Annotated in this window: 12 protein-coding genes; 8 read left to right on the top strand and 4 right to left on the bottom strand. The window is 71.2% G+C overall.

Translation table 11 applies throughout. From position 1 onward, the window contains the following. Positions 1 to 34 precede the first annotated feature (34 nt). Entirely contained in the window at positions 35 to 1,336 is a 1,302-nt protein-coding gene (codA, locus tag ACFYOB_RS20105; RefSeq protein WP_388561210.1) for a cytosine deaminase, read from the top strand. 6 nt (positions 1,337 to 1,342) lie between these two features. After that, positions 1,343 to 1,942: an HD domain-containing protein gene (locus tag ACFYOB_RS20100; protein WP_388561208.1), complete on the top strand. Its 600-nt coding sequence runs from the start codon at positions 1,343 to 1,345 to the stop codon at positions 1,940 to 1,942. A gap of 10 nt (positions 1,943 to 1,952) precedes the next feature. Here the strand turns inward: ACFYOB_RS20100 and ACFYOB_RS20095 are convergent, their stop codons facing one another. Continuing rightward, positions 1,953 to 2,627 carry a TetR/AcrR family transcriptional regulator gene (locus tag ACFYOB_RS20095; RefSeq protein WP_388561206.1) on the bottom strand — a complete coding sequence of 225 codons (675 nt, stop codon included), beginning with the start codon at positions 2,625 to 2,627 and terminating at the stop codon, positions 1,953 to 1,955. 101 nt (positions 2,628 to 2,728) lie between these two features. Between ACFYOB_RS20095 and ACFYOB_RS20090 the strand changes: the two genes are divergently transcribed. Beyond that, complete coding sequence (locus ACFYOB_RS20090) at positions 2,729 to 3,535, top strand: alpha/beta fold hydrolase (RefSeq protein WP_388561204.1); 807 nt, start codon at positions 2,729 to 2,731, stop codon at positions 3,533 to 3,535. A gap of 76 nt (positions 3,536 to 3,611) precedes the next feature. Further along, a complete protein-coding gene (locus ACFYOB_RS20085) occupies positions 3,612 to 4,133 on the top strand; it encodes a DUF5956 family protein (RefSeq protein ID WP_388561202.1) in 522 nt (173 codons plus the stop codon). On the opposite strand, the gene ACFYOB_RS20080 is transcribed toward ACFYOB_RS20085, so the two are convergent. Together ACFYOB_RS20080 and ACFYOB_RS20075 are read right to left on the bottom strand one after the other, a co-directional pair. Then, a complete protein-coding gene (locus ACFYOB_RS20080; RefSeq protein ID WP_388561200.1) occupies positions 4,130 to 5,371 on the bottom strand; it encodes a cation:proton antiporter in 1,242 nt (413 codons plus the stop codon). The genes ACFYOB_RS20085 and ACFYOB_RS20080 overlap by 4 nt on opposite strands. A 152-nt stretch (positions 5,372 to 5,523) precedes the next feature. After that, complete coding sequence (locus ACFYOB_RS20075; RefSeq protein WP_388561198.1) at positions 5,524 to 7,032, bottom strand: SulP family inorganic anion transporter; 1,509 nt, start codon at positions 7,030 to 7,032, stop codon at positions 5,524 to 5,526. A 609-nt stretch (positions 7,033 to 7,641) separates the two neighbouring features. Here ACFYOB_RS20075 and ACFYOB_RS20070 point away from each other — a divergent pair. From ACFYOB_RS20070 to ACFYOB_RS20060, 3 genes are all read left to right on the top strand, one after another. Further along, positions 7,642 to 7,917 carry a hypothetical protein gene (locus ACFYOB_RS20070; protein ID WP_388561197.1) on the top strand — a complete coding sequence of 92 codons (276 nt, stop codon included), beginning with the start codon at positions 7,642 to 7,644 and terminating at the stop codon, positions 7,915 to 7,917. Positions 7,918 to 8,155: 238 nt separating this feature from the next. Continuing rightward, positions 8,156 to 8,362 carry a hypothetical protein gene (locus tag ACFYOB_RS20065; RefSeq protein ID WP_388561195.1) on the top strand — a complete coding sequence of 69 codons (207 nt, stop codon included), beginning with the start codon at positions 8,156 to 8,158 and terminating at the stop codon, positions 8,360 to 8,362. A 585-nt stretch (positions 8,363 to 8,947) separates the two neighbouring features. Continuing rightward, positions 8,948 to 10,420, top strand: a complete 1,473-nt coding sequence (locus ACFYOB_RS20060; protein ID WP_388561193.1) for a sialidase family protein — start codon at positions 8,948 to 8,950, stop codon at positions 10,418 to 10,420. Positions 10,421 to 10,582: 162 nt separating this feature from the next. Here ACFYOB_RS20060 and ACFYOB_RS20055 read toward each other — a convergent pair whose 3' ends face one another. Next, positions 10,583 to 10,792, bottom strand: a complete 210-nt coding sequence (locus ACFYOB_RS20055) for a hypothetical protein (protein WP_388561191.1) — start codon at positions 10,790 to 10,792, stop codon at positions 10,583 to 10,585. 736 nt (positions 10,793 to 11,528) lie between these two features. Between ACFYOB_RS20055 and ACFYOB_RS20050 the strand changes: the two genes are divergently transcribed. Beyond that, on the top strand, positions 11,529 to 13,940 hold the full coding sequence (locus ACFYOB_RS20050) for a hypothetical protein (RefSeq protein ID WP_388561189.1): 2,412 nt from the start codon (positions 11,529 to 11,531) through the stop codon (positions 13,938 to 13,940). The last annotated feature ends 46 nt before the right edge of the window (positions 13,941 to 13,986 follow it).

Below are 13,986 nucleotides of genomic sequence, written 5' to 3'. Positions count from 1 at the left end.
CGAAGACCGCCCGGACACGGCCTACGGTGGCGGCATGCGGGTGATCGTCCGGGGCGCCCGGCTGCTCCATACCGATGGGCTGTTCGACGTGGAGGTCGCCGAGGACGGCCGGATCGCGCGGGTGATCCCGTACGACGACCAGAAGGAGCCACCGGCCACGGGCACCCTCATCGAAGCCCACGGCTGCCTCCTGACCGCCCCCTTCGTCGAGCCGCACATCCACCTCGACACGGCTCTTACGGCGGGGGAACCGGGCCCCAACATCTCCGGCACCCTCTGGGAGGGCATCGCCCGCTGGAGCGAGCGCAAGCGGACCCTGACCCGTCAGGACGTGCTCGCGCGGGCCACCGAGGTGCTGCGCTGGCAGGCGGCGCAGGGGGTGCTGCACGTGCGCACCCACTGCGACATCACAGACCCGGCCCTCACCGCGCTCGACGCCCTGCTCGAAGTGCGCGACCGGCTCCGGGACGTCATGACCCTGCAGATCGTGGCCTTCCCGCAGGAGGGCATCGTCTCCTTCCCCGGCGGCGAGGCGCTGCTGCGGGAGGCGATCGCGCGCGGTGCGGACGTCGTCGGCGCCATCCCGCACTTCGAGGACACGCGCGAGGACGGCGTGGCCTCGCTGCGGACGGCCTTCGCGCTGGCCGAGGAGAACGGCCTGCGCGTGGACGCCCACTGCGACGAGATCGACGACGAGCAGTCCCGTTTCGTGGAAGTGCTGGCCACCCTCGCGCTGCGTACGGGCCTGCGCGAGCGCGCCACGGCCTCCCACACGACGGCGATGGGCTCCTACAACGGCGCGTACAGCTTCAAACTCCAGCACCTGCTCGCCCGTTCCGGCATCAACCTGGTCTCCAACCCCTTCGCCAACCTGGGCCTCCAGGGCCGCTTCGACGCCTATCCCAAGCGGCGCGGCCTCACCCAGGTCAAGGAGATGCTGGCGGCCGGGGTCAATGTGGCCTTCGGCCACGACGACGTGATGGACCCGTGGAACGCGCTCGGCACCGGCAACCCGCTGCAGACCGCCCTGGTCGGGCTCTACGCCGCCCAGCTCACCGGAGCGGACGAGATCCCGCTGGCCTTCTCGATGGTGACGGAGCGTGCGGCGCGGGTCCTGGGCCTGTCGGACGCGGAGTACGGCATCACGCAGGGCGCGCCCGCCTCCTTCGTCCTGCTCCCGGCCCCGACCCCCGAGGAGGCGCTCCGCCGCCAGGTCCGCCCCAGGTACGTCGTCTCGCGCGGCACCGTCCTCGCCGAGACCCCGCCCGCGCCGGCCCGCCTGTACTGGCCGGGGGAGCCCCCGTCGGACGTCGACTTCGCCCGGAGCCTACGCTGACGCCCCATGACATGGACACTTGACACCGATTCAGCCCGGGCCGCTCTGGAGATCGCGTCGGAGTACGCCGACGCGGACCTCCTCAACCACTCGGTCCGCTCGTACGCCTTCGGCGCTCGGTACGCGGACGCGCACGGCCTGGCGTACGACGCGGAGCTCTTCTACGTGTCGGCGCTCGTCCACGACCTGGGCCTGACCGCGCCGTTCGACAGCCACACCCTGCCCTTCGAGGAGGCGGGCGGCCATGTCGCGCGCGTGCTGACGGCGGGTCTGGGCTGGCCGGCGGCCCGCCGGGCCCGCGCCGAAGAGGTGATCGTCCTGCACATGCGGGACGACGTGAGCGCGGCCGATGACGTGGAGAGCCACCTGCTGCAGGTCGGCACGAGCGCCGACGTGTCGGGCCTGCGCGTCGGCGAGTTCGACCCGTCGTTCACGGCGGACCTGCTCGCCGCGTACCCCCGGGGCGGCTTCGGCCCCTCCTTCCTCGCGCTCGTCGAGGACCAGGCGAAGCGCAAGCCCGAGTGCGCGGCGGCCGCCTATGTCGCGGGCGGTGCGGCCACCCGCATCGCGGCGAACCCGCTGGACCGGTTCGGCCGGCAGGGCTGAGAGCGGGCGGTCACAGACCCCGCTCGATCATGCCGATCAGGTCCTGGCCGGCGTCGTGGGCCTGGGCCTCGGTAACGCCGCGGAGCGGGCCGTCGATCATCAGCACCGCCAGTCCGTGCACCGCCGACCAGGCGAGGAACTCCGCGCCCGGGCGGCGTTCGGCGGGCAGCAGGCCCGTCTCCACGAGGCCGTCCAGGGCGGCGCCCAGCAGCTCGAACGGGGTCAGTCCGCCTGCCCCGGCGGCGGTGGTGTCGGTGGCGTAGGTCATGTCGGCCGGGACGTGGAACGCGGTGCGGAAGAGCCCGGGCTCGGTCACGGCGAAGCGGATGTAGCCCGTCCCGACGGCGCGGAAGCGGGCGCGGGCGACGGCGGGGCCGTCCGCGTCGCCCGCGGGGGCCGCGTCGGCGGTCGCCCGCGCGATCTCGTCCTCCATCGCGAGCGCCACGCGGGCCATGGCCGCCTGCGAGACCCCGTGCACCAGGGCCGCGCGGTCGGCGAAGTGCCGGTAGGCGGCGTTGGGCGAGACCCCGGCGCGCCGGGTGACCTCGCGCAGTGAGACGGCGTCGGGCCCGCCCTCGCGGGCCAGCTCCAGCGCCGCGTCGAGGAGGGCGTTGCGGAGGTTGCCGTGCCGGTAGGTGCTGCGCTTGCGCGGAGGCGGCTCGGCGGCGGGTGTCGTGGAGGACATGCGGTTCTCCCGGATTCAGATGTGGACAGCGTTCACTTTTCAGGTATAGCCTACGGTCAGGAAGTGGACGGCGTCCACATGTGCATTCGAGGGGGTTTGTGATGCAGAAGGTCATATCCCGTGACGGAACCGTCATCGCCTGCGACCGGACCGGCGAGGGCCCTGCCCTCGTCCTGGTCGGCGGTGCCTTCCAGGTCCGCGACGACCCCAAGTGGGTCGAGCTCGCCCGCCGGCTCGGCGACCGCTTCACGGTGGTGACCTACGACCGCCGCGGCCGTGGCGACAGCGGCGACGGCGCCGCCTACGACGTGGCCCGCGAGTTCGAGGACCTGACGGCCGTCATCGAGGGGATGGCCGCGCCCGACGGCCGCGCCTTCGTGATGGGCATGTCCTCGGGCGCGGTGCTGGCCCTGGAAGCGGCCGCCCACGGGGTCCCGATATGCGCCCTCGCCCTGTACGAGCCCCCGTTCGTCCTCGACGACTCGCGGCCGCCGCTCCCCGCGGACTACCTCGACCGCCTGCACGCCGCGCTGGCGCGGGGCGACCGGGGCGCCGCCGTCGAGGTCTTCATGACCGCGGCCGTCGGCATCCCCGCCGAGTACCTCGCCCCCATGCGTGCGGACGCCGCCACCTGGGACCGGCTCTGCTCGGTGGCCCACACCCTCCCGTACGACGGCGCCGTCATGGGCGACACCATGTCCGGCCGCCCGCTCCCCGCGGACCGCTGGGCGTCGGTACGGATCCCCGTGCTGGCCGTCGGGGGCGGCGCGAGCGACCCTTCGCTGCAAGCGGGGGCCAAGGCCCTGGCAGAGCTGTTGCCGACCGCCCGGCACCACACCCTGGAGGGGCAGACGCACGACGTCGACCCGGCCGCCCTGGCCCCGGTGCTGAGGGCGTTCTTCGGCTGAGAGCGGCCTACTGGGTGCGAGTGCCGCCACCACGCAGGTCACCCACATCCGCCACCGCCTCGGATAGCGTGCCCGCATGTCGTGGGACGAGGACGGAACACCGCACCCGCTCGCACTGCGCCGCTCCGGCCGCAGCGAACTGGAGCCGGACCGGCTGCCCGAGATCCGGGAGCTGGAGGCCCTCGGGTGGGAGCCGGCGCCCGAGGAGCTGCGCTGGGCGTTCCTCCCGTACGTATGGCCCCCGGCGGCCCGCACCTGGATCCCGGACCGCTCCACCCACTGGGCGGTGGAGACCTCGCTCGACGGCCACGGCCACGTCACCGACGTGGAATGCGCCCCGCTGCCCGAGGCCGACCTCCACGGCCTCGACGGCGAGACCGACACGGCCCTCGCCGCCCTCGGCCTCCCGCCCCGCCCCCTCGGCCGCCTCTGGCTGCTGCGCCCGGTCGGCCCCTACTCCACGGTCGCCGAGGTCCTCGCCCACCTCGACGCGACAGCCGCCTCCCGTGGCACGGACCCGGGCCTCACCACGGAGTTCCTCACCCTGGCCGGTGCCGAACTCGCCACGCTCGGCGAGTCCCCGCCGCCGGCGGCCTAGACGGAGCCCGCGGGGGTGGCCACCCGGTCACGGGGCGCGGGCGTCCCGGGCTGGAAACGGGTCAGCAGCGGGCCGGTCATCATCGTGGTGACCACCGCCATGACCACCAACATCGAATACAGGGATCCGTCCAGCAGGCCCAGTTTCAGTCCGACCCCGAGGATCACCAGCTCGGTGAGTCCTCGGGTGTTCATCAGGGACGCCAAGGTCGCGGCGGAGCCGTGCGGGAGCCTCTGGGAGCGGGCGGCGAGATAGGTGCCGCCGAACTTGCCCCCTACGGCCACCAGCATGATCAGAGCGAGCTCCGCGAGCCCGGGCAGACCGATGCCCCCCAGGTCCACCTGGGAGCCGGCGACCACGAAATAGACGGGAAGCAGCAACCCCGTGAGATGGCCCGTGCGTTCGTGGAGGTCCTCGCGCAGCGCCCGCGTCCCCTCCCGGGGCAGGAGCAGGCCGAAGAGGAACGCGCCGAAGATGTGGTGCATGCCCATGGCCTCGGTGGCGGCGGCCGACAGCAGCGCCCCCGTCAGGACGACCGCGAAGCGCAGCGGGGTGAAGGGCTTCGCCCCGCCGCCGGGTGCCAGGTACCGGCGCAGCAGGGGCCGCACCGCGAACAGCATGACCAGCAGGTACGGGAGTACGAGAAGGACCAGCCAGTGGCCGTCCCCGGCGCCGACGGAGGCGTTGACCCCGGCGAGCGCCGCCCACGCGACCAGGTCGACGACGGCCGCCGTCGCCAGTGCGATCCCGCCCACCGCGGTCCGGTTCAGCCCCCGGTCGGTGAGGATGCGGGCGAGCACCGGAAACGCGGTGACCGAGACGGACAGTCCGATGAAGACGACGAACGCCGCGGGATCGGCGCTCTCATGGCCGCGCATCAGGACGAAGGCAAGCCCGATGCCGAGGAGGAACGGCACGGCCGACGAGCCGACGGCCGCCGCGGCGGTCACCCGGCCGTTGCCCCGGAGCGTGGCGCCGTCGATGTCCAGACCGACCGCGAACATGAACAGTGCGACGCCCAGACTGGCCATCCCGGCGAGCACGGGACGTACCTCGGCGGGCAGCAGGGTCTCGCTCAGCGGGCCTCCGAGCAGCGTCGGACCCAGCAGCACGCCGGCGATGATCTCCCCGATGACCGCGGGTTGCCCGGCCCTGGCCGCCAGGTGTCCGAGCCCCCGCGCCGCGGCGAGGACGAGTGCGATGTCGATGAAGAGGAACTGCAACTGATGACTGGTCATGTCCCCCGGCCCCGTCGATCGGTGCGTGTGGCTGCCGCCACGGGAACCGCTCGGTCCCGTGGTCGGCGGGCTTCCGGCACGCGCCGGCCACCGCGGTGACGATGCCCGCCACTGCGCCGGTGTAGCGGAAGACGGAGATGAGGATCTTGACCTCAGTGTCCGGGGGAGAGTTCGCCGCTCAGCGTGCGGTGGATGCGGGCGCTGTGCTCGTTCAGGCCGATGATCTCGACGGTCTTGCCGCGCTGGGCGTACTTCGTCTCGATGGCGTCCAGGGCGGCGACGGTCGAGGCGTCCCAGATGTGGGCCGAGGACAGGTCGATGACGACCTTGTCCGGGTCTCCCGCGTAGTCGAACCGCGTCACCAGGTCGTTGGAGGAGGCGAAGAACAGCTCTCCGGTGACCGAGTAGACGACGTGGGACCCGTCGGGGTCGGTGACCGAGGTGACGTCCGCCAGGTGCGCGACGCGCTTGGCGAATATGACCATCGCGGTCACCGATCCGGCGATCACGCCGACGGCCAGGTTGTGGGTCGCCACCACGCACGCCACGGTGATCACCATGACGGTGATCTCACCGGCCGGCATCCGCTTCAGCGTCTTCGGCGCGATGGAGTGCCAGTCGAAGGTCGCGAAGCAGACCATCACCATGACGGCGACCAGCGCGGCCATCGGGATCTCGGAGACGACCGGCCCGAAGACGATGCACAGCACCATGAGCAGGACGCCCGCGAGGAAGGTCGACAGCCGGGTCCGGGCCCCGGACACCTTCACGTTGATCATCGTCTGGCCGATCATCGCGCAGCCTCCCATGCCGCCGAAGAACCCGGTCACGATGTTCGCGATGCCCTGCCCGACGGACTCCCGTGTCTTGTTGGAGCGGGTGTCGGTGATCTCGTCGACGAGCGTCGCCGTCATCAGTGACTCCATCAGCCCGACCAGTGCCATGGCGAAGGCGTACGGGGCGATCGTCGTCAGCGTGTCCAGGGTGAACGGCACGTCCGGCAGCCCGGGCACCGGCAGCGCCGACGGCAGCGCCCCCTTGTCGCCGACCGTCGGCACGGCGATCCCGGCGGCGACGGTGATGGTGGTGAGGATGCCGATGGACACGAGCGGCGCGGGGACCAGGGTGGTGACCTTCGGGAAGAGCACCAACAGCGTCAGCCCGGCCGCGACGAGCGGGTACACGGCCCACGGCACGTCCCGGAGCTCGGGCACCTGCGCCATGAAGACCAGGATGGCGAGGGCGTTGACGAAGCCGACCATCACCGAGCGCGGCACGAAGCGCAGCAGCCGGGCCACGCCGAGCGCGCCGAGCACGATCTGGAAGACACCCGCCAGGATGACGGCGCCCACCAGGTAACCGAATCCGTGCTCCCGGTTCAGCGGGCCGATGACCAGCGCGACCGCGCCGGTCGCGGCGGAGATCATCGCCGACCGTCCGCCGACGACCGCGATCGTCACGGCCATGGTGAACGAGGCGAACAGACCGATCGCCGGATCCACCCCGGCGATGATCGAGAAGGAGATGGCCTCGGGTATCAGCGCGAGCGCGACCACGAGCCCGCCGAGCACCTCGGTCCGCAGCACCTTCGCTGAGAGCCAGGACGGACGACGGCGCGGGACGCGCGGCCACTGCGACGGGGAGAGGGCGTTGGCGAGCATGGCGGAGCGGACCTGTCCTGTCGTGAGTGCGCAGAGACCAACGGTCCGCGCGAGTCGGGCGCTTGCGTCCGCAGGCGTCCGTGCTCGTCCGCCGTCGTTCGTCGGCGCTGTCACGCAGTTAGACACTCACCTGAGGCTGGCGCGGGTTCCTGCAGGGCCCGCCGTCAGGGACCGAGCACGCAGCGCGCAGTCTATCCTCCCCGTCGAGCCACGCCCGGCGGTGTGCAGAGGACAGGGCGGGCGGGACGCTGGGCCGTCCGATCCACCTGGTCGGCCGGACGGGCCGGCTACCGCGCTTCGCGCAATCGCGGTTACCCAGCGCGGCTACCCACCCGGATGCCCAGGCCGGGCGGGGGAGAGGATGCGACGCTGGAGCGAGGGGCCCGCGAGTGGAGGTCCGAGTGCGTCCCATCCGGTCCGGGGCCCTCTGCTTCGGCCTGGCGACCATGTCCCGGTGCGGCTCAATCGATGCGACGCAGAATCGTGCGGTCAGTCTGGAGCCCGCTGGCCAGGGCACCACTCACCGAGCGTCGCCAGGCGGCCTCACCGCGTGGATCCGGCCCGCCCGGACCAGGACCGCGCGACCAACCCGGAAGGCAGGTGCGTCCCATGCGCACGTCGACCCGTATCGCCGGTGCCCTCGCCGGCCTGACCCTCACCCTCGGTGGTGCGGTCCTCGCCGCTCCCGCGGTCCGGGCGGACATCCCCGCCTGCGTACAGATGGCCGAACTGGCCGGTGCCACCGCTTCCGACTCCGTCACAGCGGCCTGCAGCCGTGGCGTGGTCGGAGACCTGCAGAGTTGTGTGAGCGGGCTGACCGAGGCCGGAGTGGCGGGCGGCGCCGCGACCGGTGCCTGCCGGGCCGCGGCCCACGAACCGCGTTAGAGGACCGGGCGGGGCAGCCGCCCGCCGGCACCGGTCGGAGGCAGGTACGGCCCGGCTCCTCCTCCCGATGCGGCCGGTCGAGGTCGGTGAAGCATGCCTCTCCGGGGCCGGGCCGCGGTGCCCAGCCTTGCCGCGCGGGCCTCATGCGCAGCGCCCATGCTGAGTAAGAGGGCGCCGTCGTCTTGAGACTCGTCCTTCCCGAAGGCCGAACGAAGGCGCCTGAGAGGAGGAGGAAGTCATGCGCATGCGAAGAATTCTGGGCCTCGCCCTGGCCGCGGCAACCCTTGCCGGCGTGAGCGCCGTCGGCGCTGTCAGCGCCGGGGCCGCCTCGTCTCCGAACATCTCCAGAGACGACTGCACGGCCGCCGGCGGACAGATCGTTGCACGCCCCTACGCCGGCTACTACTGCACGCTGCCTGACGGGACCACGTCGGCGATCACTTGACCCGTCGGCGCACGGCTGGGCAATCAGTCCGGCCGGTAGACCCGACGCGGGGGGTATGAAGTGACGGCACCCGGTCCACCGTCGGGTGGATCGCCCGCGCCCCTCTCGACGCCGCGGCACTCACCATGGCGGATGCCGACCGTCTCGAAGCCGAGGCCGTCACCGCTTCGAGACGGTCCGCGCCGTCCTGAACACCGCGCTCACCGCCGTCCTGAACGGCGTCGGCCAGGAAGAGGCCCAGCAGGTCTTCCCGCTCCAACCCGTCTGGGGCAAGGCCGACCCCGCCGGCATCCCCGAACGGCACGCGGCCCGCGGCCCTCTCCGGGAACCTACGAGACGGCGCCGTAACAGCACGACCAAGGAGCCGACCGGCACGTGCACCCGCCGGTCGGCTCCGCCGTGCCTCGACGACCCCCGGTACGACGACTCCGTCGTTCGGCCCATCAAGGGCACCGGCTGCAACGCCGAAAAGGATCGAGCGGAGTCGCTGCCCCACACCCACGTACCGGTACTCCTCCGCGCCCCAGGCCGCCCCGGATGACGGCGGTCGCGTACCCCGGCCGACAGGCCCGGAGGAGATCCCGCATGCGCGTCTGCCTGCCCCTGACCGCCGTCGCCACCGCCGCGCTCCTGCTCGTCACGGTCACCGGCGCGACTCCCGCCGCAGCAGACCGGAACCCCGACGGCACACCACTGGTCAAGGTGTCCCACGGCGACCCGTACGCGGGGTGCACCATCGGAGCGAGGTCCCCCGACAGCGTCGTCTACCCGGGCACCGAGGTCGAGCCGTACCTGTCCGTCGATCCGCGCGACCCCAAGCGCGTGGTCACCGTGTACCAGCAGGACCGCTGGAACGACGGCGGCGCCCGCGGCCTGGCGGCCTCATGGACCACGGACGGCCGCACCTTCCGCCAGAGCACGCTGCCGTTCAGCCTGTGCGCCCCCGGCGGCGCGGACTACGAACGGGCCTCCGACCCCTGGGTGAGCACCGGACCGGACGGAACGGTCTACGCCGGCGGGGAGGGCGTCGACTTCACGAAGAGCACGCGCAGCGCCCTCCTGGCAGTCACGTCCCGCGACGGCGGCCGCACTTGGCAGAACCTCACCACCACGCACGTCGACGAGCAGCCGTTCTTCAACGACAAGCCCTCACTCACCGCCGACCCGATCCGCAAGGGCGCCGCCTACCAGGTCTGGAACCGCCTCGACAACGACCCGCCCGGCCCCAGCTCCCTCGACGGTCCCGGCTACATCTCCCTCACCCGCGACGGCGGCCGCACCTGGAGCGAGGCCCGGCGGTTCGTCGACACCAGCGCCGTGCCCAACACCCAGACCATCGGCCATCTGATCGTCGCCGACCGGAGCACCGGCACCCTGTACGACTTCTTCGACACGATCACCATGGCCGACGACCTGACCACCGTCCTCGAAGCCCACTACGCGATGGTCACCTCGACGGACGCCGGAGAGACCTGGAGCGCGCCGGTCACCGTGGCACGGGACACCTCCGTACCGGAGGTCGACCCGAACGACCCCACCAAACTGCTGCGCGCCGCGGCCACCCTGCCGAGCCCGGCCGTTGACCCCGAGACAGGCACGCTGTACATGGCCTACGAGGGCGCGGACTTCTCCGCCGGCAAGTTCAACTCCGTCCAGCTGGTGCGCTCCACCGACGGCGGACGCACCTGGGGGAGCCCCGAGCTGATCAGCCCCGAGGGAGTGCCGGCTTTCTCCCCGTCGATCGCGGTCGACGAGCGGGGCACGGTCGCGCTCACCTACTACGACCTGCGTTTCCTCAAGCCGGGGGACACCACCACCCTGCCCACCGCCTACCAGCTGGCCACACTGCCTCACGGAGGCCCCGAGCTGCGGACCGAACGACGGATCTCGCGGGTCTTCGACTGGCTGCAGGCCCCGTTCGCCGGGGGCTACTTCCTCGGCGACTACCAAGGCCTGGTGGCAGACGGCAAGGGGGTGCGGGCGGTGCTCACCGAGACCCACTCCGATGCACCACAGAACCGTACGGACGTGTACACCGGCAGTTTCCGCACCCGCTGACCGGCGCGGACGCAGTCGGCATGCCCCGCCGCTCTCCGCTCCCGCCCGCCGCATGCTTCCGGGCCGGGTCGGATCTAGCGTGCCCGACGGGCCGGGCGACTCTCCCGGCCACGTTCGCGCGGGAGCGCCCCGCGGCGGGTGGCTGCGGGGCGCCTTGCGGGGTTAGTCGACCTTCTCCCCGTTGTGCGTACCGCCCTTGCAGACGTTGTCCGCCAGATCGGGCGTTCCGCCGCCCTGCTTGCACTCGGAAGGGGTGACGTCGGTTGAGGCACCCTGTGCAGTTGCGGTGGCGGCGGTGGCGGCGCCCGTGAGGCCGAGTCCGGCGAGGGCTGCCGTGGCGATGACCGCGGCGAGCATTCTTCGAATGCGCATTTGGTTCCCCTTTCGCGCATTGCCTCCGTTGGGACACTAGCCAGCTTGATCTTCACCCATGTGGGTGGCGCATTATGTTGCGCCATTCGGGTGACAGGACTGTCGGGTGCGGGGTCGGTGATCCCGGCGGTGACGGCCGCGGTGGGTGCGACCCGCCCGGGACGGCCGTCACCGAGGCCGTCTATGCGCTCTACCGGGAGCAGATCCGGCCCGTGATCCAGACCGGGGCGACGGCCATGGACGAGAACAGGGCCGGTCCGAACCCGTAGTCGCTCAGTTGGTTATCCAGACGCAGAAAGAGCCGGTGCAGGTTTCCCTGCACCGGCTCTCACCTGGTGTTTCTCTGTCGGGGTGGCGGGATTTGAACCCACGACCTCTTCGTCCCGAATGAGGTCCACCCAAGATCCCCACCAGCACGAACGAGGTTTCCCCTGGTCAGAGCCTCGCCCTCGGACGGTCTGGGGGAGTCTCAGAGGCCCTCGGGGAGCAGACCGGCTCCCAGCTGGCTCCCAGCCGCCGACGTCGCCCCGCCCGTGATCACGCGCGATCCGCCCGGATGGCGAGGCGTAGACGACGAGCCGGGCCGGCAACTGCTTCCATCGGAGCCCCTCCGGGCAGCCGGAGCGAGGAACATCGCGGCCGGTCGTCGCCAACTGGCCCGCAGGGCCACCGGCTGTCAGTGCGGACCTCTAAGGTAAAGATGAAGATTCCGTGACGGGGGAAGGCTGGAGCGTAGATGGCCACGCGGGGCTGGAGCGGCCTTTCGGATGTGGTCCGGCGCGGCAAGCTGCGGCGTCGGGTATCCGGCGTGGGCGTCCGCAAGTTCGGGGCCACCCGCTTCGACATGGAACTGCTAGAGGCCGTCGATGCCGCCAGCGCACGGAAGGTGCCGCTGGCCTTGGTCATTCCCCTTCCAGCTGCCGATACCCCGATCGCGCTCGGGGCCGCCAGCCTGGTGGCACAGATCGTTCGAACCGGCAGTCTCGACGTGACCGCCACGGTGGTCTCCAAGCGGCTGTCGCAACGTGCCGCCTATGACCAGCTGTACATCGAGAGCCAGAGGCTGGCCGATTTCATCCCGCGGGCGCGGCTTACGACGGACGGCAAGGTCGAGGTCATCGGCGGTCCCGTTCGTGACCGGTCCGGGCGGCTGATTCTCACGTCGGAGCTGGAACGGGTGAGCGGTCGTGGCGCGCTTGTAATCGATGGGACAGCTACTGATGTAGGCGATCTGGGGCCGCTTCTGCACCGGGACCAGGACTTGGTCTACATCACAGACACACCGTTCGACTCGAATCTGGACGCCATCAGCAAGGCAGGCGGCATCGTATGGGCGTTTGATCCACCATCGCTCGGGGACCTGGCGGCGCCCTTCAACCCGGATGAGGCGATAGGCGAGTTCGCTGCCTCCTCTGAGTTGCTACGTGCCACCGCTATGGCCGAGCGGGTTGTGCGAGCACCAGAGGCCGCGACATCGCTGGATCAGGCGTTAAGCGGCACGTGGAAGGCTCTGGGACGACTCGCCGCCTTGACTGGCGGCTCAGGGAACCTCGCGATGGCGCATGCCGTTCGCTGGGCGTGGGGAGTCCTGTCCACATTCAGCTTGTCGGTCACCTCTCCCACCTCCTACGACGCGCGCGTCTCCCGAGGTCCGTTTTCTGTCCTGCTGGGGGACGTCACCAGCCACGCGCAGGCCGTATCCCGCCAGAGTGCGGGATCGGCCCGGGATGCCTGGGCGGTAGTCGCCGACGGCTTCGATGACATCTACGAGGCCGCCCGCGAACGGCCGAAGTTCGCTCTCGTCCAGGACTGGGTCCGTGAGGAGGCCGGGCGGCGCGGAACTGGGATGATTGTCACGCGCAACCAGTCCGCCGTGGCGGCACTGACTGCCGACTTACACGAGTCGCCGCTGGTCCCGCACGGTTGGGCGGAGCGAATCAGGGTGGTTTCCGTCCGCGACCTCGCCTGCGGACGGGTCTCCGGTCTGCCAGTGTTGTCGATGCTGGTCACGGGTCCGCTGCCGCGAGCCTACGCCAGTCTGCTGGCCGCTCCCGTGGCGACGAGGCTGCTGGTCACAGCCGCCGGGGAATGGGAGGCCGGGCGGGCGGCGCGGCAGGCGAGGACCACGTTCCTGGCGCTGGCCGAGTTACGCGGGAAGACCGCGATGGAGAGCGCGGTCCGACTCGGGACCGACCCGATCGTGGTCCGTCCGGCCGATGCGCATGTCGTCGTCCGGCTGGACACCACTGTCATCAAGGTCACTGACGTGGCGCGGGATGTGGACGACTCGCCGTGGGAGCCGTTTGGTCTCGACGTCCTGAAGGTCCTGGCCAGGATTGGGTCGGCGGGTTCCGACGCGGCAGAGACCCCGCCACCGGTGCATGGCGGTGGCAGCGGCTCCAGGGCCCGAGTGGACGCGATCACTGTTGAGTTCGGCGACGGCCGCGCGATGCTGATGCACCCCAACGACATGGTCTATCGCAAGCGGCAGAAGAACACGCGCCAGGTCGCGGCCAAGTCCCTTCACGCCGGCGATGTCATCGCGCTCGTCGACGCCACCGCACGCAGGAACCTGTTCGACTCGGTCATCGACGTCCTGTCGGAACTGCCCGTGTACGCACCGCTCGCCGCACTGATTGCGTTCTGGCACGAGCGGGTCGAGCGGGTCTCTTCTAGCGGTTGGACCTATCGGGAGATACTCGCGGCGATGCGACGCAACGCCGATCCGACGACGATCACGAGCGAGCAAACCATTGGGACTTGGGTCCGCGGGGACTCCGAGGGCCCGGAAGACCCGGCTGACGTCAGGCGCTTCGCGGAGGCGGTCCGCGACACCGAGTTGCTCCGCCGCGCGAACCCGGTGGGCAAGGCGCTATGCACGAGCCGCACCATCCACCGGTCGGTCGGGCGCTGGCTTTCCGGACAAATCACCGGAGCGCGCGTGAACGACGACGACGCGCTGATCGACCCGGCCCTCGGGATCCACGTCGCCGACCTCCTGGAGGCCGTGACCTTGCACCGGGTCACGGCCGTGCACGCCAAGCTGGCGCGCGTGCCGGCCAGCGCGATCGGCATCCTCATGGAGGGATCCGTAATCCCGCAGCTGGCGGCCCCCCAACTCTCGAGGGGAGAGAGCGCGCTGATCTGAGCAAATGAGGCCCAGCTTATGTGGCCTGACCCAACCCCACGCGTCT

Source organism: Streptomyces sp. NPDC006463, from assembly GCF_042870715.1.
Classification (GTDB): Bacteria; Actinomycetota; Actinomycetes; order Streptomycetales; family Streptomycetaceae; genus Streptomyces.
Note: the sequence above shows the minus strand (reverse complement) of the source record. Positions and strands in the feature narration are given on the sequence as shown.